26 protein-coding genes are annotated in these 24,175 nt (G+C 71.7%); 18 read left to right on the plus strand and 8 right to left on the minus strand.

Translation table 11 applies throughout. The features are described 5' to 3' along the window. The first annotated feature begins 75 nt into the window (after positions 1-75). From F0U47_RS05280 to ccsB, 4 genes are all read left to right on the plus strand, one after another. Positions 76-558 (plus strand): TlpA disulfide reductase family protein, encoded by a 483-nt coding sequence (locus F0U47_RS05280; protein WP_246159466.1) that lies wholly within the window; start codon positions 76-78, stop codon positions 556-558. Continuing rightward, positions 551-1,312 carry a cytochrome c biogenesis CcdA family protein gene (locus tag F0U47_RS05285; RefSeq protein WP_149749281.1) on the plus strand — a complete coding sequence of 254 codons (762 nt, stop codon included), beginning with the start codon at positions 551-553 and terminating at the stop codon, positions 1,310-1,312. The genes F0U47_RS05280 and F0U47_RS05285 overlap by 8 nt, the downstream gene beginning before the upstream one ends. Before the next feature lie 74 nt (positions 1,313-1,386). Next, complete coding sequence (resB, locus tag F0U47_RS05290) at positions 1,387-3,012, plus strand: cytochrome c biogenesis protein ResB (protein ID WP_246159467.1); 1,626 nt, start codon at positions 1,387-1,389, stop codon at positions 3,010-3,012. Then, positions 3,009-3,998, plus strand: coding sequence for a c-type cytochrome biogenesis protein CcsB (gene ccsB, locus F0U47_RS05295; protein ID WP_149749283.1), 990 nt, complete (start codon positions 3,009-3,011; stop codon positions 3,996-3,998). The genes resB and ccsB overlap by 4 nt, the downstream gene beginning before the upstream one ends. Here ccsB and F0U47_RS05300 read toward each other — a convergent pair. Continuing rightward, entirely contained in the window at positions 3,995-4,213 is a 219-nt protein-coding gene (locus F0U47_RS05300; RefSeq protein WP_149749284.1) for a hypothetical protein, read from the minus strand. The genes ccsB and F0U47_RS05300 overlap by 4 nt on opposite strands. A gap of 79 nt (positions 4,214-4,292) precedes the next feature. Here F0U47_RS05300 and F0U47_RS05305 point away from each other — a divergent pair, with 79 nt between their 5' ends. Further along, the gene (locus tag F0U47_RS05305) at positions 4,293-4,553 is read left to right on the plus strand and encodes a DUF4229 domain-containing protein (protein ID WP_149749285.1); all 261 of its coding nucleotides are present in this window, start codon (positions 4,293-4,295) and stop codon (positions 4,551-4,553) included. A 1-nt stretch (position 4,554) separates the two neighbouring features. Here F0U47_RS05305 and F0U47_RS05310 read toward each other — a convergent pair whose 3' ends face one another. From F0U47_RS05310 to F0U47_RS05320, 3 genes are read right to left on the minus strand one after another with little or no spacing between them, the layout of a single operon-like run. After that, positions 4,555-5,445 carry a 1,4-dihydroxy-2-naphthoate polyprenyltransferase gene (locus F0U47_RS05310; RefSeq protein WP_149749286.1) on the minus strand — a complete coding sequence of 297 codons (891 nt, stop codon included), beginning with the start codon at positions 5,443-5,445 and terminating at the stop codon, positions 4,555-4,557. A gap of 11 nt (positions 5,446-5,456) precedes the next feature. Beyond that, positions 5,457-6,728 (minus strand): MFS transporter, encoded by a 1,272-nt coding sequence (locus F0U47_RS05315; protein WP_149749287.1) that lies wholly within the window; start codon positions 6,726-6,728, stop codon positions 5,457-5,459. Between the two features lie 10 nt (positions 6,729-6,738). Beyond that, a complete protein-coding gene (locus tag F0U47_RS05320) occupies positions 6,739-8,073 on the minus strand; it encodes an MFS transporter (protein ID WP_246159468.1) in 1,335 nt (444 codons plus the stop codon). Between the two features lie 66 nt (positions 8,074-8,139). On the opposite strand from F0U47_RS05320, the gene F0U47_RS05325 reads away from it, so the two are divergent. The 3 genes from F0U47_RS05325 to menD are packed head-to-tail and all read left to right on the plus strand — an operon-like array spanning position 8,140 to position 11,710. Next, positions 8,140-9,147 carry an AMP-binding protein gene (locus F0U47_RS05325; RefSeq protein ID WP_246159469.1) on the plus strand — a complete coding sequence of 336 codons (1,008 nt, stop codon included), beginning with the start codon at positions 8,140-8,142 and terminating at the stop codon, positions 9,145-9,147. Beyond that, positions 9,144-10,094 carry an o-succinylbenzoate synthase gene (locus F0U47_RS05330; RefSeq protein WP_149749289.1) on the plus strand — a complete coding sequence of 317 codons (951 nt, stop codon included), beginning with the start codon at positions 9,144-9,146 and terminating at the stop codon, positions 10,092-10,094. The genes F0U47_RS05325 and F0U47_RS05330 overlap by 4 nt, the downstream gene beginning before the upstream one ends. Further along, a complete protein-coding gene (gene menD / locus F0U47_RS05335) occupies positions 10,091-11,710 on the plus strand; it encodes a 2-succinyl-5-enolpyruvyl-6-hydroxy-3-cyclohexene-1-carboxylic-acid synthase (protein ID WP_246159470.1) in 1,620 nt (539 codons plus the stop codon). Before F0U47_RS05330 ends, menD begins: the two co-directional genes overlap by 4 nt. Positions 11,711-11,725: 15 nt before the next feature. Here the strand turns inward: menD and F0U47_RS05340 are convergent, their stop codons facing one another. Then, positions 11,726-12,775, minus strand: coding sequence for an oxygenase MpaB family protein (locus F0U47_RS05340; protein WP_149749290.1), 1,050 nt, complete (start codon positions 12,773-12,775; stop codon positions 11,726-11,728). A gap of 62 nt (positions 12,776-12,837) precedes the next feature. Here F0U47_RS05340 and F0U47_RS05345 point away from each other — a divergent pair, with 62 nt between their 5' ends. From F0U47_RS05345 to F0U47_RS05360, 4 genes are all read left to right on the plus strand, one after another. Beyond that, positions 12,838-13,461, plus strand: coding sequence for a TetR/AcrR family transcriptional regulator (locus tag F0U47_RS05345; protein WP_149749291.1), 624 nt, complete (start codon positions 12,838-12,840; stop codon positions 13,459-13,461). 34 nt (positions 13,462-13,495) lie between these two features. Beyond that, entirely contained in the window at positions 13,496-15,373 is a 1,878-nt protein-coding gene (locus F0U47_RS05350; protein WP_149749292.1) for a cation:proton antiporter domain-containing protein, read from the plus strand. A gap of 66 nt (positions 15,374-15,439) precedes the next feature. After that, positions 15,440-16,078, plus strand: coding sequence for an MBL fold metallo-hydrolase (locus F0U47_RS05355; RefSeq protein WP_149749293.1), 639 nt, complete (start codon positions 15,440-15,442; stop codon positions 16,076-16,078). Positions 16,079-16,106: 28 nt separating this feature from the next. Next, the gene (locus F0U47_RS05360; protein ID WP_149749294.1) at positions 16,107-16,736 is read left to right on the plus strand and encodes a hypothetical protein; all 630 of its coding nucleotides are present in this window, start codon (positions 16,107-16,109) and stop codon (positions 16,734-16,736) included. A gap of 15 nt (positions 16,737-16,751) precedes the next feature. Here F0U47_RS05360 and F0U47_RS05365 read toward each other — a convergent pair whose 3' ends face one another. From F0U47_RS05365 to F0U47_RS05375, 3 genes are all read right to left on the minus strand, one after another. After that, positions 16,752-17,621, minus strand: coding sequence for an RNA polymerase sigma-70 factor (locus tag F0U47_RS05365; RefSeq protein ID WP_149749295.1), 870 nt, complete (start codon positions 17,619-17,621; stop codon positions 16,752-16,754). A 2-nt stretch (positions 17,622-17,623) separates the two neighbouring features. Continuing rightward, positions 17,624-18,214 (minus strand): carboxymuconolactone decarboxylase family protein, encoded by a 591-nt coding sequence (locus tag F0U47_RS05370; protein ID WP_149749296.1) that lies wholly within the window; start codon positions 18,212-18,214, stop codon positions 17,624-17,626. Between the two features lie 96 nt (positions 18,215-18,310). Continuing rightward, the gene (locus F0U47_RS05375) at positions 18,311-19,213 is read right to left on the minus strand and encodes a L,D-transpeptidase family protein (protein WP_149749297.1); all 903 of its coding nucleotides are present in this window, start codon (positions 19,211-19,213) and stop codon (positions 18,311-18,313) included. Between the two features lie 106 nt (positions 19,214-19,319). Here F0U47_RS05375 and F0U47_RS05380 point away from each other — a divergent pair, with 106 nt between their 5' ends. The 6 genes from F0U47_RS05380 to nuoE all read left to right on the plus strand — a co-directional run bounded on the left by F0U47_RS05380 (position 19,320) and on the right by nuoE (position 24,166). Beyond that, the gene (locus F0U47_RS05380; protein ID WP_149749298.1) at positions 19,320-20,009 is read left to right on the plus strand and encodes a demethylmenaquinone methyltransferase; all 690 of its coding nucleotides are present in this window, start codon (positions 19,320-19,322) and stop codon (positions 20,007-20,009) included. Positions 20,010-20,340: 331 nt separating this feature from the next. Beyond that, positions 20,341-20,697 (plus strand): NADH-quinone oxidoreductase subunit A, encoded by a 357-nt coding sequence (locus tag F0U47_RS05385; RefSeq protein WP_149749299.1) that lies wholly within the window; start codon positions 20,341-20,343, stop codon positions 20,695-20,697. A 10-nt stretch (positions 20,698-20,707) separates the two neighbouring features. Beyond that, positions 20,708-21,262, plus strand: coding sequence for a NuoB/complex I 20 kDa subunit family protein (locus tag F0U47_RS05390; protein WP_149749300.1), 555 nt, complete (start codon positions 20,708-20,710; stop codon positions 21,260-21,262). Positions 21,263-21,381: 119 nt separating this feature from the next. After that, complete coding sequence (locus F0U47_RS05395; protein ID WP_246159485.1) at positions 21,382-21,981, plus strand: NADH-quinone oxidoreductase subunit C; 600 nt, start codon at positions 21,382-21,384, stop codon at positions 21,979-21,981. Then, positions 21,981-23,375 carry an NADH-quinone oxidoreductase subunit D gene (locus F0U47_RS05400; RefSeq protein ID WP_149749302.1) on the plus strand — a complete coding sequence of 465 codons (1,395 nt, stop codon included), beginning with the start codon at positions 21,981-21,983 and terminating at the stop codon, positions 23,373-23,375. Before F0U47_RS05395 ends, F0U47_RS05400 begins: the two co-directional genes overlap by 1 nt. After that, positions 23,372-24,166, plus strand: a complete 795-nt coding sequence (gene nuoE / locus F0U47_RS05405) for an NADH-quinone oxidoreductase subunit NuoE (RefSeq protein WP_149749303.1) — start codon at positions 23,372-23,374, stop codon at positions 24,164-24,166. The genes F0U47_RS05400 and nuoE overlap by 4 nt, the downstream gene beginning before the upstream one ends. Positions 24,167-24,175: the final 9 nt, after the last annotated feature.

Genomic DNA, 24,175 nt, shown 5'->3' on the forward strand with positions numbered 1-24,175 from the left:
GCCGCGCCCGCCCTCGCGGGCGTCCTCCTCCTCACCGGCTGCTCCGACTTCGCGGGCACCGGCGACCTCGACTACGTGCCCGGCCAGGGCAACGTCACCGAGGTCGCGCCGGAGGACCGCGACGACCCGGTCGGGGTGAGCGGCGAGACGGTCCAGGGCGACCCGCTCGACCTGGCCGACCTGCGCGGCCAGGTCGTGGTCGTCAACGTCTGGTGGTCGCTGTGCGGTCCGTGCCGCACCGAGATGCCGATGCTCGTCGAGGCGGAGGCCGACCTGCCGGCCGACGAGACGGCGTTCGTCGGCATCAACATCCGCGACGCGGCGCCGGAGAACGCGGCCGCCTTCGAGCGCGACCTCGACGTGACCTACCCCTCGATCTACGACCCGGGCAGCGAGACCCTCGACGAGTTCGGCCGCTACCGGCCCTCCTCGATGCCGGCCACGGCGATCCTGGACCGGGAGGGACGGGTCGCCGCGCTGATCAGCGGGGAGGTCCCGTCCAAGACCACCCTCGTCACGATCGTCGAGGACCTCCTCGAGGAGGACGCCGATGGGTGAGTGGTTCGAGAGCCAGGCGGCCGCCGGGTCGCTCGCGCTCGCCGTACCCGTCGCCGTGATCGCCGGCCTGGTGTCCTTCTTCTCGCCCTGCGTGATCCCGCTGCTGCCCGGCTACCTGTCCTACGCGACCGGGTTGTCCGGCGCCGACCTCGCCGCGGGTGAGGCCGCCCGGCACCGCGGGCGGATGCTGGCCGGCTCGGTGCTGTTCGTCCTCGGCTTCGCGGTCGTCTTCGTGCTCCTCGGCGCCGCGTTCGGCAGCGTCGGCTCCTGGCTCCGCGGCTGGCAGGACGAGATCACCCTGGTGCTCGGCATCGGCCTGATCGTGCTCGGCCTGGTCTTCTCCGGGCTGCTGCCGTGGCTCCAGCGCGACTGGCGCGTCCACAAGATCCCGGCGGTCGGGCTGGGCGCCGCACCGCTCATCGGCGCGCTCTTCGCGATCGGGTGGACGCCGTGCATCGGCCCGACGTACGGCGTGATCGTCAACCTGACCTACACCGACGCCACGGCGCTCCGGGGGGCGCTCCTCTCGCTCTGCTACGCGCTCGGGCTCGGTCTCCCGTTCGTCGTCGCGGCCGTCGCCTACCGGCGGACCCTCGGCGCGGTCGCGTGGGTGCGCCGGCACCAGGTCTGGGTGATGCGGCTCGGCGGGCTGATGCTGGTCGTGATCGGTTTGCTCCTCGTCACCGGCTGGTGGGACCAGGCGGTCCAGTGGGTCCAGCTGAGGTTCGTCGGCGGCTTCGAGGTCGCCATATGAAGATCACCCCACGGCGTTCTTCGTCTCCTCCGCTGCGCTCCCCTGACGAAGAACGCCGCGGGGACCCCGATTCGGTGGTTGCGCCCGAAGGGCAGCGGGAGGGTCGCCCCGTCGCCCGGGGCGAGCTGACCGCGCGCGAGCTGCTGCGGTGGACCTGGCGCCAGGTCACCTCGATGCGGACGGCGCTGGTGCTGCTCCTGCTGCTCGCGCTGGCGGCCATTCCCGGGTCGGTGGTCCCCCAGTCGGGCGTCGACGCGCTCGCCGTGACCCGGTGGAAGGAGGAGCACCCCGACCTCACGCCGATCTACGAGAAGCTCGACCTGTTCTCGGTCTACGACTCGATCTGGTTCTCCGCGATCTACCTGCTGCTGGTGCTGTCGCTGGTCGGCTGCATCATCCCGCGCTGCCTGGTCTACGCCCGCGCGCTGCGGGCCCAGCCGCCGGCCGCCCCGCGCAACCTCTCCCGGCTGCCCGAGCACACGTCGTACGAGACCTCCCTGCCGGCCGACGAGGTGCTCGCCCGCGCCCGGAAGGTGCTGGGCAGGCGCTACCGGCTCCGGGTCTCGACCGGCTCGACCGGCTCGACCGGCTCGACCGGCGAGTCGGACGCGGTCAGCGCCGAGCGCGGCTACCTCCGCGAGGCCGGCAACCTGCTCTTCCACCTGTCGGTGCTGGTCGTGCTGGCGGGCTTCGCGATCGGCGGGCTGTTCGGCTACCAGGGCGGCGTGATCCTGGTGCAGGGGTCGACGTTCGGCAACAACCTCACGCAGTACGACGACTTCGACCCCGGCGGTCTCTTCACCCCGGAGCAGCTCGACGAGTTCGACTTCACCGTCGAGGACTTCGAGGTCGAGTGGCTGGAGGAGGGGTCCGGCGCCGGCACGGCGCGGGGGTTCGTGGCCGGGCTGTCCTACCGGGAGGGCGACGGCCCGGAGCGCTCCTACGACCTCAAGGTCAACCACCCCCTGTCGATCGGCGGCACGGACGTCTTCCTGATCGGCCACGGCTACGCACCGGTCATCACGATCCGTGACGGCGAGGGCAACATCGCCTGGACCGGCCCGACCGTGTTCCTGCCGCAGGACTCCTCGTTCGTGTCGTTCGGCGTCGTGAAGGCACCCCCCGCGGAGCCTGAGCAGATCGGCCTCGAGGGACTGCTCTACCCGACCTTCGACCTCTACCAGGGCGACCCGGTCTCCGTCTTCCCCGACGCGCGCAACCCGCTGGTGTCGCTGCTCGTCTACTCCGGTGACCTCGGGCTGGACTCCGGCGAGGCGCAGTCGATCTACGTCCTCGACAAGGAGGACGCCACCCTGGTGACCGACGAGGACGGCAAGCCGTTCCGGCTCGACCTGTCCGTCGGCGAGACGATCGAGCTGCCCGACGGCCTCGGCTCGGTGACCTTCGAGCGGGTCGAGCCGTGGGTGCGGGTCCAGATCAGCCAGTCACCCGGCAAGGAGGTCGCCCTGGCGGGCGTCGTGCTGGCCCTGATCGGCCTCTGCGGGTCGCTCTTCATCCGGCCGCGTCGGGTGTGGGTGCGCGCCCGGGCTGTGGCCGGTGACGGGGCAGGGGACACAATGGCCGGCGGGACGACAACGGTCGTCGAGGTCGCCGGGCTCGACCGGTCCGGCAACGGCGACCTGGCCGAGGTGCTGACCGACCTGGTCGCAGCATTGCACGACGAGAAGGAGCGCCCGTGACCGACGCTGCATGGGAGACCCTGAGCAACCAGGGCGTGGCCGTGGCCGGGCTCGTCTACTTCGCCGCCCTGCTGGTGCACCTCGCCGAGTGGGCGACGCTCCGCCAGCCGGCGCCGCGGGAGGCGGCGCTCGTGGGCGCCGAGGCGCCGCCCGCCTCGACCAGCAACGCACGTCGTACGGCGGCGGAGCGCGCCGCGTTCCTCGGCCGGCTCGGCTTCCTCCTCACTTGCATCGCTGCGGGAGCCCACCTGGTCGGCCTGGTCGGCCGGGGCATGGCCGCGGACCCGAACCGGGTGCCGTGGGGCAACATGTACGAGTTCACGGTCGCCGGCACCTTCGTCGTGACCCTGATGTACCTCGGGCTCCACCGGCGGTTCCGGCTCGGGTGGATGGCGCCGCTCGTCGTTACCTTCGTGCTGACCACGCTGATGGTCGCCGTCATCTGGCTGCACGAGCCGGTGCAGCCGCTGCGCGAGGCGCTCAACTCCTACTGGCTGGTCATCCACGTCGTCTCCGCGGTCATCGCGACCGGCGCGTTCACGCTGGGCGGCATCGCGTCGATCGTGTACCTCGTCAAGATGCGCAAGGGCAGCGAAGCGACCGGCTCGACCACCACGGAGGGCTGGCTCGGCCGGGTCCCCTCCCTCGACGCCCTCGACAAGCTGGCCTACCGCGTGCACGCGTTCGCGTTCCCGGTGTGGACCTTCGCAGTGCTCATCACCGGCCCGATCTGGGCGCACGAGGCGTGGTCGCGCTACTGGAACTGGGACCCGAAGGAGGTGTGGGCGTTCATCACCTGGGTGGTCTACGCCGGCTACCTCCACGCCCGCGCGACGGCCGGGTGGAAGGGCCGCAACGCGGCGATCCTCGCCCTGGTCGGGCTGGCGACGCTGTGGTTCAACTTCATCGGCGTCAACTACTTCTCGTCCAGCAGCCAGCACTCCTACGCGCTGGAGGCACCGGTCGAGCGACCGGCCGGGTCCTAGCCGTTCTCGTCGGGCGGATTCAGCCGCTTGCGGTCGAGGTCGCGCAGGAAGTCCTCGTCGTCGTCGGGGGCGACGGGACGGGGCGGGGTGCTGGGCCGCTTCGGCTTCGGACGCGGCATCCCGGGCCGATTGCCGGGGCCCCGCTCCTGGAGCGCCCGCGTGACGAGGTAGGTCACGGCCGCGAAGACCAGGATGACCACCAAGAACTTGAGCACACCTCCAATGTAGATCGTGTCTGGTCACCCCGTGTCACGGATTGAGAACACTTCACCCGGTGGACCTACCCTGGGTGACGTGAAGGAGTTCTGGGTCTACACCCTGCTGCGGCTCGGCCTGTTCTTCGGGTCGGGCGCGATCGTGTTCGGCATCTGGTTCCTCATCACCGGGGACGTCCCGCTGATCTGGGTGATCGTGATCGCGTTCGCGGTGAGCGGCGTGGCGTCGTACTTCCTCCTCGAGCGGCAGCGCGAGAAGCTCGCCGAGAAGGTGCAGGGCCGGGCGGCGAAGGCGGCCGAGAAGTTCGAGCAGCAGCGCGCCAAGGAAGACGCGGACTGACTCAGGCCACGGCGAGGCCGATGCCGCAGCCCACGGCCCAGACCAGCTCGGCCAGGCCGGTCTGCTGGAGCACGGGGATCAGACCCGGTCCGACGGCGCCGCCGAGGACCGTCCGGCACGCCGGCGCGGCCAGGGCGAGGAACGGCAGCCCGAGCAGCGCCCACGGGGTGGTGAGCACGGCGACGCCCAGGAGGGCGCCGGTGGCGAGCAGCACGAGCGCGGCGTAGAACGCCCGGGTCCGGCGGTCACCCAGTCGTACGGCGAGCGTGATCTTGCCGGCCACGGTGTCGGTCGGGATGTCGCGAAGATTGTTGGCGACGAGGATCGCGCAGGCGAGCGCGCCGACGCCGGCTCCGGCGACCAGGGCGGCCCAGCCGCTGTCGCCCCACTCCTCCGTCTGGACGTAGGTCGTACCGACGACCGCGACCAGGCCGAAGAACACGAAGACCATCACCTCGCCGAGGCCGAGGTAGCCGTACGGCTTCGAGCCGCCGGTGTAGTACCAGGCGGCGAGCACGCAGAGCAGGCCGACGGCTACCAGCCACCAGGCGGTGGTGGCGGCGAGGACCAGGCCGGCGACGCCGGCCACGCCGAAGGCGAGGAACGCTGCCCGCTTCACCGCGGCAGGCGACGCGAGCCCCGACCCGACGAGCCGGAGCGGGCCGACCCGCTCGTCGTCGGTGCCACGGATGCCGTCGGAGTAGTCGTTGGCGTAGTTGACCGCCACCTGCAGCGCCAGGCTGACCACCAGGGCCAACAGTGCCTTCCACCACACCGCCTCGGATCCATGACCGGAGTACGCCGCGACGCCGGTGCCGGCGACGACCGGCGCGACGGCCGCGGGGAGGGTGCGCGGGCGGGCGCCCTGGAGCCAGTGAGCGGGGGTGGCCATGATGCAGCGATTCAAGCAGGCTGCTCGATGCCCTGCTTCTCCAGGTGCCGCTCCGCCGCCCGCGCTGCGGGGTGGATCAGGACCGCGGCGACGAGCACGATCGCGGCGATGACTACCCAGCCGGGCGTGCCCCACTCCATCGCGAGGAAGGTGTAGAGCGCCGGCGCCCAGACCGAGCCGAGGGTGAAGCCGAGCTGGGAGACGCCCTGGTACTCCCCGCGGCGCTCCGGGTCGGAGAGCTCGGCCTGGAGGCCCCACTCGCCAGCCGACTGGAACAGCTCGGCGCCGGTGACCGTCACGTGGCCGATCCAGACCAGCGCGATCGTCACCCAGCCGACCGTGTCGTGGGTGACGAGGACGATGCCACACGAGAGCACGAAGAAGAACGCGCCGCGGCGTTGGGCGCGCAGCGAGTCGGCGACGGTGGCGATGCCGCGCGCGGCGGCGACCTGGAGCAGCACCGCCATCACGGTGTTGGTGCCGAACAGCCACGCCAGCAGCACCCGCGGGGCGTCGGTCTCCTCGACCAGCCACAGCGGGATGACGACGTTGAGCAGGATCTGGTGGGTCGACAGCACGCCGCCGAGGATCGCCATCGCGACGTAGCCCCGGTTGCGGAGCGCGCTCCGGCGCTCGTCCGACGCCTCGAGCGCGACCTCGAGCAGGGGCTCGGTGTCGATGTGGTGGGCGGCCCGCGGGAGGCGGGCGACGAGCGCGGCGTTGAGGAGCAGCAGGCCGGCGGTCACGACGGGCACCACCCGCACGACGTCGTCGTCGTTGGTCGCGAGCGCGACGCCGGCGAGGAGCGCGCCGAGGGTGTAGCCGACGTTGCGAGCGGCGCGGAAGTAGGCGTTCGACCGGACCCGCTCCTCGCGCGGGAAGACGTCGAACCGGTAGGCGTTTCGCGACGAGCGGCTGGCGGCCTGCACGAGGCCGAGCCCGATCATCATCGCCACGAACGACGTCATGTCGCCGACCACGAGCCACACCAGGTAGAGCAGCGCCTCGACGAGCGAGCTGAGCGCCCAGACCAGCTTGGCGCCGTAGCGGTCGCTCAGCTTGCCCAGTGGCACCGCGAGGACGAACGTCGCGAGCCCGGACAGCGAGAGGCCGAGGCCGACCTGCGCCGCGGAGAGGCCGACGATCTGGGTGAAGAACACCGCGCTGCCGGTGAGGAAGACGCCGTCGCCGAACGCGGACAGCACCGACTGGGAGGAGAGCCGGCGGACCAGCGTGGTCGGGCCGGCCAGCCGGAGGACCCGCTCCGGTAGATATCTTGACATCAAGATAAGTCTAGGAGGGCTCGCTCGCGAGGTCCACCCCGGCGGCCGGCGTCCCGGTCTCCGGCCCCGTCTCCTCCTCCGGCGGGAAGTGCTGGTCGCGGAACCGCTCCGCCATCCGCACCGACGGCCCGAGACCGAGCGTCGCCACGACCACGATGCCGGCGATCACCAGCCAGCCCTGGCCGCCCGCCCACGACAGCGCCAGCCAGGTGTAGAGCGCGGGCGCCCACTGGAAGCCGAGCGCGCTGCTGACCTCCTGGACGCCTTGGTACTCCCCGCGGCGCGCCGGGTCGGACAGCTCGGCCTCGAACGACCAGCTCGCGCCGGAGATCGCGAGCTCGGCGCCGGTCACGGTGAGGTGGCCGAGCCAGACCAGCAGCACGGTGATGAGGCCGACGGTCGAGTGGGTGATCATCGTGACCACACAGGAGACGATGAAGAACGCCGACGAGATCCAGGTGTAGCGCATCGCGTCGCGGAGGTTGCGCACACCCTTCGAGGTGTAGGCCGGCAGGAAGATGCAGAGCACGGTGTTGGTGCCGAACAGCCAGGCCAGCAGCACGTGCGGGGCGTCGGTGGCGTCGACCAGCCACAGCGGGATCACGATCTGCAGCAGGACCTGGTTGGTCCACAGCACGCCCATGAAGAACGTCGTCAGGATCCACCCGATGTTGCGGATCGGACCCGGTCCGGTCGGCCGCACCCGCCGCTCGCCGCTCGCGATCCGGAGGTCGTGGGGAGCCGCCGGCAGCCGCGAGACCCAGAACGCGTTGGCCAGCATCGTCGCCGCGGCGAAGAACGGCGTCCACCGGATGACGGTCAGGCTGTCGGTCGCCAGCGCGATGCCGCCGATCATGGCGCCGAGGGTGTGGCCCACGTTGAGCCAGGAGTACATGTAGGCCTGGGTCTCGACCCGCTGGTGGCGGGGCAGGACGTCGAGCACGTAGGCCTGGTGGCTCGACCCGCCGAGCGAGGCGAACAGCGCGAAGACGATGGCGACGGCGACGTACTCCTGGAACCCGGAGACGAACGGCAGCGCACAGAACACGACGGCGCGGCCCAGCGTCGACAGCGCCCAGACCCGCTTCGGACCGAGCCGGTCGACGACGCGACCTGCGGGGTAGGCGAACAGGAACTCCGCGACGCCCATGATCGTGAGGGCCACGCCGACCTTGCCGGCGGACATCCCGACGACGAGCGTCAGGAACACCGCGCTGCCGGTCATGAACGCGCTCTCGCCGGTCGCGAACAGCATCGACTGGGTCGCGAGCCGGCGCGACAGCGGGGTCGGCGGGATCAGTCGCCGCAGGAAGCCGCGCTGGTCCCCGGGAAGGGTGGTCGTCACTCGTCGCATTCCATCGCAGGCCACCGACACCCGGCCACCGAATATCTGCCCGGCTAGCCTCGCCCCGTGAGCTTCTGGACCCCGCAGGACTCCGCGCCGGAGGTGGTCGAGCAGATCCGCACCTGGCTCGACGGCCCGGAGGGCGTGCGCCTCGTGGTCGCGACCTCGGGGTCCACCGGCGCGCCGAAGCTGGTCGCGCTCGGCCGCGACGCCGTGCTCGCGTCGGTCGCCGCCTCGGCGCGCAGGCTCGGTGCGACGGGGCCGTGGGTGCTGGCCCTGCCGCCGACGTACGTCGCGGGCGTGCAGGTCCTGGTCCGCTCCCTGGTCGCCGGACACCCCCCGGTCTGGCTCGAGCGCGACGGCTGGCCGGACGGGAGGGGGTGGTTCGTCTCGCTGGTCCCGACGCAGCTCGGCCGCCTGCTCGACGACGACGAGGCGGTGTCCGCGCTGCGGCGGGCGCACACGGTGCTGCTCGGTGGCGGGCCCGTCGACGCCGCGCTCCGGGAGCGCGCGGGGGATGCCGGCGTACGGGTGGTGGCGACGTACGGCGCCGCCGAGACCGCAGGCGGCTGCGTCTACGACGGCGTGCCGCTCGACGGCGTGGCGGTCGCGGTCGGCGAGGGTGGCCGGATCCGGATCGCGGGACCCACCCTGTTCGAGGAGTACGTCGACGAGCCGGAGCTCACGCGGCGGGCACTGGTCGACGGGTGGTACCTCACCTCCGACGCCGGCCGGATCGACGAGGACGGCCGGCTGGTCGTGCTGGGCCGGGTCGACGACGTGGTCGTGACCGGCGGGGTGAACGTGCCGGCCGTCGCCGTCGCGGCGCGGATCCGTGAGCACCCGGCGGTGGCCGAGGCCGAGGTGCTCGGCGTCCCCGACGAGGAGTGGGGCAACCGGGTGGTGGCGTTCGTCGTCGGCTCGGTCCCCCTGCCAGAGCTGCGCGACTGGGTCGCGGAGGCCCACCCACGTTCGTGGGCGCCACGCGAGCTCGTCCTCCTCGACCACGTCCCGCTGCTGGCCAACGGCAAGCCCGACCGGCAGGCACTGCTGGCGCGGGTGGGGCGGCCATGAGGGTGGTCTCGATCCCGATGCGCACCCGCTTCCGCGGGCTGACGGTGCGCGAGGCGGTGCTGCTGCCCGGGACGGCGGGGTGGGGCGAGTGGAGCCCGTTCCTGGAGTACGACGCGCACGTCGCCGAGCCGTGGCTCCGCTGCGCGGAGGAGGCCGCGGCAGGCGAGTGGCCCGAGCCTGTCCGCGACGTCGTACCCGTGAACGTGACGGTGCCGGCGGTCGGCCCGGAGGCCGCCCACGCGATCGTCCTGCGCGGCGGCTGTCGCACGGCGAAGGTCAAGGTCGCCGAGCCCGGTCAGACGCTGGCTGACGACGAGGCACGACTCGAGGCGGTGCGCGACGCGCTCGGCGCGGACGGGCGGATCCGGGTCGACGCCAACGGGGCGTGGTCCGTCGACGACGCGGTCGCCGCGATCGGTGCGCTGGACCGCGCGGCCGGCGGCCTGGAGTACGTCGAGCAGCCGTCCGCCTCGGTCGAGGACCTGGCCGCCGTCCGGCGCCGGGTCGACGTGCCGATCGCCGCTGACGAGTCGATCCGGCGGGCATCTGACCCCTACCGGGTGCGGGACCTCGCGGCGGCGGACGTGGCGGTGCTCAAGGTGCAGCCGCTCGGCGGCGTCCGGGCGTGCCTGCGGATCGCCGAGGACATCGGGCTGCCGGTGGTCGTCTCGTCGGCGCTGGAGACGTCCGCCGGCGTCGCCGCCGGCGTCGCGCTGGCGGCGGCGCTCCCGGAGCTGCCCTACGCCTGCGGCCTCGCCACCGTGCAGCTGCTGACCGACGACGTCGCCGTCGACCCGCTCCTGCCGGTCGACGGCGCGCTCGCGGTCGGACGCCCCGACGTCGACGAAGCCGCCCTCGACCGGCTGGCCGCGCCACCGGACCGGGTGGCGTGGTGGGAGGCCAGGTACGCCGACGTCGCCTCGCTGCGGCAGGATCGACGCTCGTGAGCAGCATCAGCGGCGTCGACCTCGGCGCAGCCGTCGTCGCGCGGCTGGTCGAGGAGCAGGTCACCGAGGTCGTGCTCGCGCCGGGCTCGCGCAACGCGCCGCTCGCCTTCGCCGTCTGGGCGGAGGAGAAGGGGCCCGGCCGGATCACGCTGCGCACCCGGATCGACGAGCGGTCGGCCGGCTTCCTCGCGCTCGGGCTGACCAAGGTCGGCCCCCGGGCCGGGGTCGTCTGCACCTCCGGCACCGCCGTCGCGAACCTCCACCCGGCCGTGCTCGAGGCCGCGCACGCCGGCCTCGCGCTGGTCGTGGTGACCGCGGACCGGCCCGCCCGGCTGCGCGCCACCGGGGCCAACCAGACGACCGACCAGGTCGGCATCTTCGGCCCGCTCGTGACGACGTACGACGTCGCGCAGGTCGCCGACCTCGACGCGGTCCCGTGGGGCAGCCCGGGCCCGCTCCACCTGAACGTCCGGCTCGACGAGCCCCTGGTGCCGGAGGACGCCTCGGTTTCGAGGCTCGCTGCGCTCGCACCTCGACCAGCGGCGCCGCCGGCGGCTGAGGTGCGAGCCTCGGCAGCGCGGAGCCTCGAAATCCCCGCCCTGCCGACCGGCCCCCGGACCGTCGTGGTCGCCGGTGACGACGCCGGCCCCCGGGCCCGGCAGCTCGCGGAGCAGGCGGGCTGGCCGCTCCTCGCCGAGCCGTCGAGCGGCGCCCGGACGGGCACCCACGCGCTCCGCACCTACCGGCTGCTGCTCGGCACGTCCCTGGGGGCGGAGGTCGAGCGCGTGGTGGTCTTCGGCCGCCCGACCCTGTCGCGCCCGGTCACCCGGCTGCTCGCGCGCGAGGACGTGGAGGTGCTCGTCGTGCCGGGGCGCGGCGCGTGGCCGGTGCGGCCGCCGGGCTCACGTGAGCTCGACGGGATCCCCACCGCCGAGCCGGACGACCCCGGCTGGCTCGAGCGCTGGCAGCAGGCCGACCGCGAGCTGGGTCGGAAGGTCGACCAGCTGCTCGCGGCAGAGCCCCGGCTGACGCCGTACGACGTCGCGGCCGCCGTGTCCGCCGTCCTGCCCCCCGAGGGGCTGCTCGTCGTCGGCGCCTCGAGCCCGATCCGCGACCTCGACCTGATGGCCCGGCCGGCCCGGGTCGGGGAGCGGCGGAAGGTGATCGCCAACCGCGGGCTCTCCGGCATCGACGGCACCATCAGCACGGCCATCGGCGCGGCGCTGGGGCGCGACTCGAGCCGGGCCCTGGCGCTGATGGGCGACGTGACGTTCCTCCACGACCAGTCCTCGCTGGTGCTCGGGCCCTACGAGGAGCGGCCGGACCTGACGATCGTCGTCGTCAACGACGACGGCGGCTCGATCTTCTCGATGCTCGAGCAGGGGGCGCCGGAGCACGCGGCCGCGTTCGACCGGCTCTTCGGCACCCCCCACGGCGTCGACCTGGCGAGCCTGTGCGTCGCCACCCGCACACCGTTCCTGCGGGTGAGCTCGCGGCCGGAGCTCGAGCACGCGCTCGCCAGCCCCAATGGTGGGATCGAGGTCATCGACGTGCTGGTCGGCAGGGCCGACCGCCGCGACCTCGACGCCCGGATCCGGGCGCTGGCGAGCGAGTGAGTCCTGGGCAGCCCCCTAGATCCTGCCCAGGACCGGCTCGGACTCGAGGATCCCCTCCTCGCTCGGCCTCGCGCCCTCGCCGAACACCTTGGCGTGCTGGCGGGCCCGCAGGTCGAGATGGGCGTCGCGCGGCCGGTCGTAGCCATAGCGCTCGCGGGCCTGCGCCGGAGTGAGCACCTCCTCGCGCTCGGGCGGTACGCCGAGCAGGACCGGCGCCGCGACCGAGACTGTCATCGGCGACAGCAGCCGGAGCAGCTGCACGGCGACGGAGCCGTTGAGCGACGCGAGCCAGAACGCGATCCGCAGCACCGGACGGATCGCCGCGTCGGTCACCCGTGACTGCTGCAGGCCGCTCTCCTCGCGCATCCACTGCGGCAGGGTCGCGATCGTGCCCTTGCGCAGGAGGACCGCGGAGATCCAGCTGACCGGCGCCAGGAACCACGGCAGCTCCGGAAGCATCACCCGGGCGTCGAGCAGCTGGTTCATCGCATCCTTCGCGATGTCGCTACCGAGCAGCTGGGGCCGCATCCGTTCGTAGTAGGCGCGAAGCTCCTCGCGGTTGCGGGGGACGTCGGCCGGGTCGCAGGTCTGCAGCTCGGCGGCGACCGCGCACTCCGCCCAGTACTGCGCCTCCTCCTCGGGGCTCAGCCTCCCCGGGCCGTACCGCTCGTAGGCGAGCAGGATGGAGTGCCATCCGGTGAGCTGGATCCAGAGCTGGCTGTCGGGGTCGTTGGCGTCGTACCTGATCCCGGTGACGGGGCAGGTCCCGATCCCCTTGGAGTGGATCTTCACGAGCACGTCCGCCGCCCGCGACGTCTCGCGGCTCGGCCCGAACGCGACGAGCGCGAAGTACCGCAGCGTCCGGTCGTAGCGGGTGCGGGGCCGGTCGAAGATGGCGTGGGTCTCGGTCACCGACGCCACGAGGGCGGGGTCGAGCTCCTCGACGACGACCGCCCGCTGGAAGCCGATGGTGAGCGACGTGGGGTAGGACCACACCTTCCAGGTCACGGAGTCGGGGCCGAAGAACCCGTAGTCCTCGTGGGGCTGCACATCCTTGCGTCTCATGACCCTATTACTACACAACTGTAGTATTTAGGGGAAGGGGTGTGCGCACTAAGGTTCCGGATGTGCCCGATGCCCCGCGCCAGCGCCGTCCGTACGCCGCGCGCGTGCCGATGGAGGTGCGCCGCGAGCAGCTGATGGATGCGGCGCTCCGGGTGATCGTGCGCGACGGGTACGGCGGCGTCTCGGTCGACGCGATCGCCAAGGAGGCCGGGGTCACCCGCCCGGTGGTGTACGGGGCGTTCGAGGGGCTCGGCGACCTGCTGACCGCGCTGCTCGACCGGCAGCAGGTGCGGGCGTTCGGCCGACTGCTGCAGGCGCTCCCCGAGGACGCGGACCCCGCTGACCCGGTCGGCCTGGTGAAGGCCGGGATCGAGCAGCTGGCGACGATGATCCGGGAGGACCCGGACACCTGGCGGCCGATCCTCCAGCCGCCCGAGGGGCTGCCCGAGGTGGTCAGGCAGCGGATCGAGGCCGACCGCGAGCGGGTCCGCCTGATCTTCGCCGACCTCATCGCGGGCGTGAGCACGACGCAGGACGGGCCGCCGTTCGACGCCGAGCTCTACGCCCACGCGGTGCTGGCGATCCTCGAGCACTTCGGCAGGCTGCTGATCGACGACCCCGGCCGGTTCACCACCGAGCGGATGGTCGACGGGGCGACCCGGCTGCTGTCCATGTTGTGGCGGTGACGCTCGGGGAACGGTCAGCCGGGAGAATGTCCCCGTGGAGATCGCCCTGCTGCTCGTGGCCATCGCCGTCACCGTGCTCGCAGTCACCGCGATCACCGGCCGGCTGGGGATCGCCGCCCCGATCCCGCTGATCCTGGTCGGCTGGGCGGGGTCCTACCTCCCGGGCGTCCCGACGATCCACCTCGAGCCGGAGGTCGTGCTCCTCGGACTGCTGCCGCCGCTGCTCTACGCCGCCGCCCTCGGCACGTCGCTCGTCGACTTCAACGCCAACCGCCGGTCGATCCTGCTGCTGTCGGTGGGTCTGGTCGCGTTCACGACGGTCGGCGTCGCCGTCGTGGTGCACGCGATCCTGCCCGAGATCGGGTGGGCCGCCTCGTTCGCGATCGGCGCCGTCGTCGCGCCGCCCGACGCGGTGGCCGCGACGGCGATCGGGCGTCGGATCGGGCTGCCGCGCCGGATCGTGACGATCCTCGAGGGAGAGTCCCTGCTCAACGACGCCACCGCGCTGGTCGCCCTGCGGACGGCGATCGCGGCGATCGGAACGACCTCGGTGGCGATGACCTCGGTGTGGGAGGTCGGGCTCGACTTCCTCCTCGCCGCCGGCGGCGGGCTGGTCATCGGCATCCTCGGCTTCCTGGTCGTCGCGAAGATCCGCAGGCACGTCACCGACCCGCTCCTCGACACCGGGATCTCGCTGGTCGTGCCGTTCGCGACCTACATCGCGGCCGAGGAGATCCACGCCTCCGGTGTGGTCGCCGTGGTGGTCGCCGGCCTGCTGCTCGGCCACAAGGCGCCGATCCTGCAGACCGCGCAGTCGCGGATCGCCGAGCGGATGAACTGGCGCACGTTGGCGTTCGTGCTCGAGAACACCGTCTTCCTGCTGATCGGCCTGCAGGCCCACTGGCTGGTCGACGACGTGCGCGCGAGCACGCTCTCCGCCAGCACGATCGTGACGGTCTGCCTGGCGACGCTGGCAGCGGTCATCGTGCTCCGGCTGGCGTGGGTGTTCCCCGCGCGCTACCTGCTCATCCGCCCCGGGCTCGATCCGACGACCGGGAAGCGGCCGCCCGCGTCGTACACGTTCCTCATCGGGTGGGCCGGCATGCGCGGTGTGGTCACCCTCGCCGCGGCGTTCATCATCCCGGAGTCGGTGCCGCACCGCGAGGTGCTGCTGATGATCGCGTTCACCGTGGTCGCCGGCACGCTCCTGCTGCAGGGGCTGAGCCTCGGCTGGCTCGCGCGCCGGCTGCGCGTGCCGGCCCCGGACCCGATGGACGACGCGCTGGCGCGGGCGACCCTGCTGCAGCAGGCGTCCAAGGCCGGCTACGCGCACCTCGACGAGCTCGACGCGGACGACGACCCGTACGGCGTCGCCGACCTGATCCGGCAGCGGATCGAGCAGCGCAACTTCGCGGCCTGGGAGCGGCTCGGCACGACGGCGGGGGAGGAGAGCCCGGCAGCGCTCTACGCGCGGGTGCGCGAGGAGATGATCGAGGCCGAGCGCAGGCGGGTGCTGGAGATCCGCTCGACCGGGTCGGTGGCGTCCGAGGTGGTCAGCGACGTGCTGGCCATGCTCGACATCGAGGAGTCGATGCTCGACGCCGCGGAGCAGGAGCGGGCGGAGGTGGAGGCGGTGCGGGTGCGGACACCGGTCGGCCAGGTGTGCGACCACCTGGCGTCGACCCCGGTGACGGAGCCGGCCGGTGAGGTCGCGTGTGAGAACTGCCTGGCGATCGGCAGCCGCTGGGTCGCGCTGCGGATGTGCCTCGGCTGCGGTCACATCGGCTGCTGCGACTCCTCACCCCACCGTCACGCGACGGCCCATTTCCACGAGAGCACCCACCCGGTCATGCGCTCGGTCGAGCCCGGCGAGGACTGGCGGTGGTGCTTCGTGCACCACCTCACGGCCTGATCGCGTCGCGATCACGCCCGGCTCAAGCGGTCGACGAGCCCCCTGGTTCCGGCGTTAGCGTGAACCATGCGACTCACCAAGCTCGGCCACTCCTGTGTCCGGATCGAGCACGACGGCACGGTGCTGGTGCTGGATCCCGGCGTCTTCACCGACGCCGGCGCCGTCGACGGTGCGGACGCGGTGCTCATCACCCACGAGCATCCCGACCACTACCACCCCGACCACCTGCGCCGGACCACCGCGCCGATCTACACGATCACGGCGGTCGCGGCGCAGGTCAGCGACGGTGCGCCGGACCTGACCGAGCGGGTGACGGTCGTCCGGCCCGGCGAGGAGTTCACCGTCGGGACGGTCCCGGTGACCGCGGTGGGGGAGCTGCACGCGGTGATCCACGACGAGCTGCCGCGGTTCGACAACACCGGGTACCTGCTCGGGCTCGGCGACACCACCGTGTTCCACCCCGGCGACGCGCTGACCGTGCCGGACCAGGACGTCGACGTGCTCCTCGCGCCCGTGTGTGCCCCTTGGATGAAGGTGTCCGAGGGCATCGACTTCGCCCGCCTGGTGGGCGCGCCCCGCAACGTGGCGATCCACGACCGCACCTACTCGGAGGCGGGCCTCGGCATCGCCGACGGCCACTACGGCCGCTTCCTCGGCGCCGCCGGGCTCGAGTACGTCCGCCTTCCGGACGGCGCCGACCTCTGAGGGACGAGCGCCAAGGCATGATTGCCGGATGCCCTTGCGCTCCACTCTCGTCGGTGCCGCCTCCGGCATCCTCCTGCTCGCCGGTGTCTTCGGCTTCGCCGTCGGACTCCCGGAGGTCGAGGGCGACGAGATCGACGCTCCTGCGGAGGCCGAGGAGCAGGAGGAGGCCGACGACACCCCGGTCGGCGAGCTGTTGCCCGCGACGCTGCTCGACGGCGCGCTGGTGCGCTACTCCGACGTGCAGTCGGAGTACGCCGCCCTGTTCGACGAGGTCGAGGGCTACGGCGCCGACACCCTGACCGAGGCGTTCGGCGAGGACACCGCGGTCGGCGTCTACACGACGTCCGACGAGCAGGTGCGCGTCGCGGTCACGATCTACGCCGGCGGGTCCGGCCTGTTCCTCCAGACCGGCCCACCGGTGCCGCCGGAGCTCTCGGCCAACAACGAGAGCGTCGGCGAGTACTCCCGCCAGGGCGAGAGCGTGTGCTTCGGCCAGTGGCAGACCCAGGCCTTCGAGCAGAAGGCCCCGCCGTTCCAGGCGCAGTGCCAGCGCGAGGTCGCCGGGCGCACGATCAACGTGTACGCCGTACCGGGCATCACCGTCGAGCAGACCGCCGACATCGTGGACGACGTCGTCACCCAGTCCGGGCTGGGATAGCGGTTCTGGCGGGGCTCACCGCTGTAGCGACGTCACGTCCCCGAGCCTCTGCAGCTTGTGCGGGTTGCGCATCGCGTAGATCCGGGTGATGCGGCCACCCTCGACGACGAAGCTGAGTGCCGTGGTCGAGCCGTCCAGCGGGACGTCGAGCCTGGCGCCGGGCAGGCCGTTGATCGAGAGCGGCATGCCGGTGAACTCGACGTTGAGCCGCCACGCGGTGCCGAGCAACGCCGTGACCTTGTCGGCGCCGCGGACCGGCTTGCGCGCCGCGGCGGCGACGCCTCCTCCGTCGGCGACCAGCACCACGTCGGGCGCAAGCACCTCGAGCAGCGACTGGAGGTCACCGCCCTGGACCGCGGCGAGGAACTTCTCGACGGCGGCCTTCTGCTCGTCGTGCTTCACCTGCATCCGCGGTCGCCGCGCGGCGACGTGCTCCTTCGCCCGGTGCGCGATCTGGCGGACCGCGGCCGGCGACTTCCCGACGGCCTCGGCGATCTCGTCGTACGGCGTGTCGAACACCTCGCGCAGGACGAAGACCGCCCGCTCGGCCGGTCCCAGTGTCTCGAGCACGGTGAGCATCGCGATCGACACGTTCTCGGCCAGCTCGACGTCCTCGGCGACGTCGGGGGACGTCAGCAGCGGCTCGGGCAGCCACTCCCCGACGTAGTCCTCCCGCCGCCGGGACAGTGAGCGCAGCTTGTTCAGGGACTGCCGGGTCACGATGCGGACCAGGTAGGCACGCGGGTCGCGCACCTCTGCCTGGTCGACACCGGCCCACCGCAGCCAGCTCTCCTGCACCACGTCCTCGGCATCGGCGGCCGAGCCGAGCATCTCGTAGGCGACGGTGAAGAGCAGGCTGCGGTGCTCGACGAACGGATCGCTCACGATCACGACCGTACGGCTCCGGCGGTCGACGGCTCGGCCAGGGGCCTGAGCCCGCACGCCGCGGCGAACCCGTCCGACTCGATGCCGAGCGCGACGTTGCCGCGGGTGGTGAAGTTGGCGAACGCGATGACCGCGGTCAGCTCGACCACCGCCGCGTCGCCCAGCTGGTTGCGCAGGCTCGCGACCATCTCGTCGGTGACGGTGACCGGCGTCCGGCTCATCGCCTCGGCGTAGTCCATCACCTCGCGCTCGAGCGTGGTGAAGACGTCCGACTCCCGCCAGCGCGGCACCTCGCGGGCCTTGTCCATGTCGAGGTTCTTGTTGTGCGCCTCGAAGTAGTTGAAGTCGAGGCACCACGTGCAGCCGATGTACGACGCGACCGCCATGTGCGCGAACGTCTTCAGGGACTCGTCGCAGGCGTCCCACTTCTTCAGCTTGCCGCCCAGCCCGCCCAGGGTCATCAGCACCTTCTGGTTGTGCCAGTAGACGCCGAGGGAGGTCGGCACCTGGCCGAGCGTCTTCTTCATCATCCGCTTCAGCAGCGCGCCCTTGAAGCCGGTGACCTCGGCGGCGGGAATCCGGGTGTTGCTCATGTCGTCCTCCTCGGTTGCGGTGTCGCCATGAGACACCGCTCCTGCGGAGGCTGTGACACGTCGGCCTCGACTTGTCGGTCGAGCCCGTCGAGACCCTCAGCTCCAGTAGACGACGACCGTGTCGCCGATCTGGACCTGGTCGTAGAGCCAGGCGATCCCGTCGTAGTCGCGGACGTTGACGCACCCGTGGGAGGCGCCGTCGTAGCCGACCGCGGCGAAGTCGGGGGAGTAGTGCACGGCCTGGCCGCCGGAGAAGAACATGGCGAACGGCATCGGCGTGTCGTAGAGGCTCGACACGTGGTCGCGGCTCTTCTGGAAGACGCTGAACACGCCCTCGCGGGTCGGGGTGAACTCGCCACCGAACCGGACGTCCACCGTCTTCTGGACGTCGCCGTCGACGACCCAGCGCAGCGTGTTGCTGGACTTGTCGACACAGAGCACCCGGCCCTCGAGGCAGCGGGGGTCGAGCGCGCCAGGAGCGTTGGTGGCGGTCTGACCGGTGAGCTCGGCCTCGGTCGGCTCGGTGGTCATCGCGAGGAGCCGGTCGAGCGTGCGCCGGTCGACCTCGCCGGTCACCGGGATCTCCCGCTTGGCCTGGAAGCCGCGGACGGCCGCCTCGGTGACGTCGCCGTAGAACCCGGTCACGTCGGCGTTGAACCAGTCGATCTGCGCGAGCCGCGCCTGGAGGTCGCGCACGTCGTCCCCGGAGTCGCCGGGAGCGACCAGGGCCGGGCCGGGCACGAGCTCCGGCTCGACCGGCTCCTCGGGCTCCGCGGCAGGACCGTCGGTCGGGTCGTCGGCGGACTCGTCGGGAGCGTCGGTCGTGGGCAGGTCCGCGGGAACCTTGGCGTCGGGGCGGTCGGCGACGGGGGTCACGTCCTCCACGGGACGCTGCCACGGGAGGCTCCCGGCCTGGCTAGCTGATCCGACGCCGTAGGCAAGGCCGCACAGGAGCGCCGCGACGAAGGCGACGATGGTGAAACGACGGACGACGGACATGGGATTCCTCGGGCTTCTCGGGTGCTGCGTTCTTGGTCTTGTACCGGAGAGGACGCAGCAGCCGCCCCTTTGGTTGCGATGAGTCGCCCGGCACTACAGTTCCGGGGTGGCCCGCGCAGCACTCGACAAGCAGCCCGCCGACGTCCGTCGCATGTTCGACGCGGTCGCCAAGCGGTACGACATCACCAACGACGTGCTGTCGTTCGGGCAGGACCGGCGGTGGCGGCGCGAGGTGCTCGCAGCGGTCGATCCGGCGTACGGCGACAAGGTGCTCGACCTCGCTGCCGGCACCGGTACGTCGAGCCAGCCCTTCGCCGACGCCGGCGCCACCGTCGTCCCGTGCGACTTCTCGATCGGCATGCTGCAGGTCGGCAAGAAGCAGCTGCCGCACCTCCCCTTCACCGCCGGCGACGGCACGAGGCTGCCGTTCGCGGACGGCACCTTCGACGCGGTGACCATCTCGTTCGGCCTCCGCAACATCGTCGACCCGGTCAAGGGCCTCGCCGAGATGCGCCGGGTCACCCGGCCCGGCGGCCGGCTGGTGGTCTGCGAGTTCAGCCACCCGACGTGGAGCCCGTGGCGCACGGTCTACCTGGAGTACCTCATGAAGGCGCTCCCGGCGCTCGCGAGGACCGTCTCCTCCTCGCCGGACGCCTACGTCTACCTCGCCGAGTCCATCCGCGCCTGGCCCGACCAGGCCGGTCTGGCCGCGATGATCGCCGAGGCCGGCTGGGCGAGGCCGGAGTGGCGCAACCTCTCCGGGGGCATCGTCGCGATGCACCGGGCGACCGCCTGACCGTTCGCGAACCGGCGTCCGGCCTCTGCGGGGCGCGTGGAATACCCGGTCAACGTCCTTTCCCACGGGTTGTCGGCCACTGCAGAGGCGGACAACCCGTGGGATACCCGGTCGACCGGGTATCCCGCCCCCCACCCACCCCATCCCCCTGAATTAAGCCACGCCTCCGTGAGGTAAATCCCCAGGTCAGCGGCGTATTCCGATCCCCCGCACCCCGTTGTGCGAAGGCCGCCGCGGGGTGGCAGTATGTGTGCCGCGCCACTCGTGATTACTTTCACAAGATCACGATCCGGGCGCTGGCGCAGGGCCCTCGCACGGGAAGGGGAGGCAGTTGGAGCTCTACACACCGGTACTGGTCCTCGCGGCGCTGGCCGCGCTGTTCGCGGTCGGCTCGGTCGCGTTGAGTGCGCTGACCGGGCCTGCCCGCTACAACCGCGCGAAGCTCGACTCCTACGAGTGCGGCATCGAGCCGACGCCGCAGGCCATCGGGGGGCGCTTCCCGGTGAAGTACTACATCACCGCGATGCTCTTCATCGTCTTCGACATCGAGATCATCTTCCTCTACCCGTGGGCCGTGCAGTTCGACGCCATGGGCTGGTTCGGGCTGGTCGAGATGGTCGTCTTCATCGCCACCGTCTTCGTCGCCTACGTCTACGTATGGCGCCGCGGCGGCCTCGAGTGGGACTGAGAGGGAACCTGTGGGTCTCGAAGAGAAGCTCCCGAGCGGCGTCCTGCTGACCACGGTCGAGGGGGTTGCCGGCTACTTCCGCAAGGCCAGCTTCTGGCCCGCGACGTTCGGCCTCGCCTGCTGCGCGATCGAGATGATGACGAGCGGCGGTCCGAAGTACGACCTCGCCCGCTTCGGCATGGAGGTCTTCCGGGCCAGCCCGCGGCAGGCCGACCTCATGATCGTCGCCGGCCGGGTCAGCCAGAAGATGGCTCCGGTCCTCCGCCAGATCTACGACCAGATGGCCGAGCCCAAGTGGGTGCTCGCCATGGGCGTCTGCGCCAGCAGCGGCGGCATGTTCAACAACTACGCCATCGTCCAGGGCGTCGACCACGTCGTACCCGTCGACATGTACCTTCCCGGCTGCCCGCCGCGTCCGGAGATGCTGATCGACGCGATCCTCAAGCTGCACGACAAGGTCAAGGCCACCCCGCTCGGCCCCAACCGGCTCGCCCAGATCCGCGAGCTCGAGGCCGAGGGCCTGGCCGCCCTGCCGACCAGCGACATGAAGGGTCTGCTGCGGTGACCGACGAGAAGAAGGTCGACGGGCCGGCCGAGGCCGTCGAGCAGCCTGCGGTCGAGCAGTCGCCCGAGAACGTCCCGGCCCCGACGGGCGAGGTGCGCAAGATCGGCGAGCGCCACGGCATGTTCGGCGTCACGGGCACCGGTGACACCAGCGGGTACGGCGGACTCGTCGCCCCTGTCGTCTACCCCGCGGCCACGGAGCGTCCCTACGGCGGCTGGTTCGACATCGTCGCCGACGGCCTCGACCCGCTCATCGAGTCGGTCGTCATCCACCGGGGCGAGATCACCTTCCACATCGCGCCGGACAACCTGGTCGCCGCCGCGAAGCTGCTCCGCGACGACCCGAGCCTGCGGTTCGAGCTGTGCGCGGGCGTCAGCGGCGTGCACTACCCCGGCGACACCGGGCGCGAGCTGCACGCGGTCTACAGCTTCCTGTCGATGACCTACAACCGGCGGATCCGGGTCGAGGTCAGCGTCCCCGACGCCGACCCGCACCTGCCGTCGCTGTGCGGCGTCTACCCGGCCGTCGACTGGCACGAGCGCGAGGCGTTCGACATGTTCGGCCTGGTCTTCGACGGTCACCCGGCACTGACCCGGATCCTGATGCCCGACGACTGGCCGGGCCACCCCCAGCGCAAGGACTACCCGCTCGGCGGCATCCCGGTCGAGTACAAGGGCGGCACGATCCCACCCCCGGACCAGCGGAGGAGCTACAGCTGATGGTCTCGACAAGCTCGACCAGCCACGAGGACGTCTACGCCGGCTCTTCGGAGACCAGGGACGCGCGCGCTGACAGAGTGTTCACCGTCTCGGGCCAGGACTGGGACGAGATCGCCTCCGGCCTCAAGGACGAGAACGACGGCGACGGCGGTGATGCCTACGAGCGGATCGTCGTCAACATGGGCCCGCAGCACCCGTCCACCCACGGCGTGCTCCGGCTGATCCTCGAGCTCGAGGGCGAGACGGTCACCGAGGCCCGCTGCGGCATCGGCTACCTCCACACCGGCATCGAGAAGAACATGGAGTACCGCTCCTGGGTGCAGGGCACCACGTTCTGCACCCGGATGGACTACCTCAGCCCGTTCTTCAACGAGATGACCTACGCCCTCGGCGTCGAAAGACTTCTTGGCATCGAGGACGGTCCTGATGGGGTCCCCGAGAAGGCCCAGGTCATGCGGGTCCTGCTCATGGAGCTCAACCGGATCTCCTCCCACCTGGTCTGCATCGCGACCGGCGGCATGGAGATCGGCGCCCTCACGGTGATGACGATCGGCTTCCGCGAGCGGGAGCTGGTCCTCGACCTGTTCGAGCTGATCACGGGCCTGCGGATGAACCACGCGTTCATCCGCCCCGGCGGCGTCGCCCAGGACCTCCCGGTCGGGGCGCTGGAGGAGATCCGCGGCTTCGTCGCGCTGATGAAGAAGCGGCTGCCGGAGTACGCCGCGCTCTGCAACGCCAACCCGATCTTCAAGGCGCGCCTGGAGGGTGTCGGCCACCTCGACCTCGAGGGCTGCCTCGCGCTCGGCCTCACCGGCCCGGTCCTGCGGAGCACGGGCTACCCGTGGGACCTGCGCAAGACGTCGCCGTACAGCGGCTACGAGACCTACGACTTCGACGTGCAGACCTGGGACACCAGCGACTCGTACGGCCGGTTCCGGGTGCGCCTCAACGAGATGTGGGAGTCGCTCAAGATCATCGAGCAGGCCGCCGACCGCCTCGCACGGATGGAGGGCGAGCCGGTCATGATCGCCGACAAGAAGATCGCCTGGCCGAGCCAGCTCGCGATCGGCAGCGACGGCATGGGCAACAGCCTCGACCACATCCGCACGATCATGGGCGAGTCCATGGAGGCGCTGATCCACCACTTCAAGCTGGTCACCGAGGGCTTCCGGGTGCCGCCCGGCCAGGCCTACGTGCCGGTGGAGTCCCCGCGCGGCGAGCTGGGCGCCCACGTCGTCTCCGACGGCGGCACCCGGCCCTTCCGCGCCCACTTCCGCGACCCGTCCTTCAACAACCTGCAGGCCATGGGCGTGATGAGCGAGGGCAGCATGATCGCCGACGTCATCGTCGCGATCGCCAGCATCGACCCGGTGATGGGAGGCGTCGACAGGTGACGCTGGACGACAAGACGCTCGCCGAGCTGCGCGAGATCGCCGGCCGCTACCCGGAGAAGCGGTCCGGCCTGCTGCCGATGCTCCACCTCACGCAGTCCGTGCAGGGCAAGGTCACGCCCGAGGCCATCGAGGCCTGCGCGGAGATCCTCGGCACGTCCGCCGCGGACGTCAGCGGGGTCGCGACGTTCTACACGATGTACAAGCGGCACGCCGTCGGCGACTTCCACGTCGGCGTCTGCACCAACACCCTGTGCGCGGTCATGGGCGGCGACGAGATCTTCTCCCGGCTCAAGGAGCACCTCGAGATCGGCAACGACGAGGTGGCCGAGAAGCGTCAGGGCGACCAGTACTCCGTGAGCCTCGAGCACGTCGAGTGCAACGCGGCCTGCGACTACGCCCCGGTCGTGATGGTCAACTGGGAGTTCATGGACAACCAGACCCCCCAGGGCGCTGTCCAGATGGTCGAGGCGCTGCGGGCCGGTCACGACGTCCGCTCCACCCGCGGCCCCCGCCTCTGCACCTGGCGCGAGGCCGAGCGGGTCCTCGCGGGCTTCCCGGACGGCCGCGTCGACGAAGGCCCCGCTGCGGGGCCGGCCAGCCTGGTCGGCCTGGAGATCGCCCGGGAGCGCGGCTGGACCGCCCCCGACGCTCCGGCGCCGGCCGAGGTCGAAACCGCCCCGTCGAAGGAGGAGGCGGTCGCCGAGGCCGACACCTCGCGCGCCGAGTCCGAGACGGTCGAGGAGACCAGCGGCGCCGGTGAGCCCGCGGCCGAGAAGGAGGAGGCGCAGTGACGACCCAGG

This window comes from Nocardioides antri, from assembly GCF_008373765.1.
Taxonomy (GTDB): domain Bacteria; phylum Actinomycetota; class Actinomycetes; order Propionibacteriales; family Nocardioidaceae; genus Nocardioides; species Nocardioides antri.

Bases quoted from the DNA above. Each gene is read 5' to 3' on its own strand.
- F0U47_RS05285 (WP_149749281.1), top strand. From the start codon at position 551: ATGGGTGAGTGGTTCGAGAGCCAGGCGGCCGCCGGGTCGCTCGCGCTC.
- F0U47_RS05310 (WP_149749286.1), bottom strand. From the start codon at position 5,445: ATGGCCACCCCCGCTCACTGGCTCCAGGGCGCCCGCCCGCGCACCCTC.
- F0U47_RS05315 (WP_149749287.1), bottom strand. From the start codon at position 6,728: ATGTCAAGATATCTACCGGAGCGGGTCCTCCGGCTGGCCGGCCCGACC.
- F0U47_RS05330 (WP_149749289.1), top strand. From the start codon at position 9,144: ATGAGGGTGGTCTCGATCCCGATGCGCACCCGCTTCCGCGGGCTGACG.
- F0U47_RS05340 (WP_149749290.1), bottom strand. From the start codon at position 12,775: ATGAGACGCAAGGATGTGCAGCCCCACGAGGACTACGGGTTCTTCGGC.
- F0U47_RS05355 (WP_149749293.1), top strand. From the start codon at position 15,440: ATGCGACTCACCAAGCTCGGCCACTCCTGTGTCCGGATCGAGCACGAC.
- F0U47_RS05360 (WP_149749294.1), top strand. From the start codon at position 16,107: ATGCCCTTGCGCTCCACTCTCGTCGGTGCCGCCTCCGGCATCCTCCTG.
- F0U47_RS05370 (WP_149749296.1), bottom strand. From the start codon at position 18,214: ATGAGCAACACCCGGATTCCCGCCGCCGAGGTCACCGGCTTCAAGGGC.
- F0U47_RS05375 (WP_149749297.1), bottom strand. From the start codon at position 19,213: ATGTCCGTCGTCCGTCGTTTCACCATCGTCGCCTTCGTCGCGGCGCTC.
- F0U47_RS05395 (WP_246159485.1), top strand. From the start codon at position 21,382: ATGTTCGGCGTCACGGGCACCGGTGACACCAGCGGGTACGGCGGACTC.
- F0U47_RS05400 (WP_149749302.1), top strand. From the start codon at position 21,981: ATGGTCTCGACAAGCTCGACCAGCCACGAGGACGTCTACGCCGGCTCT.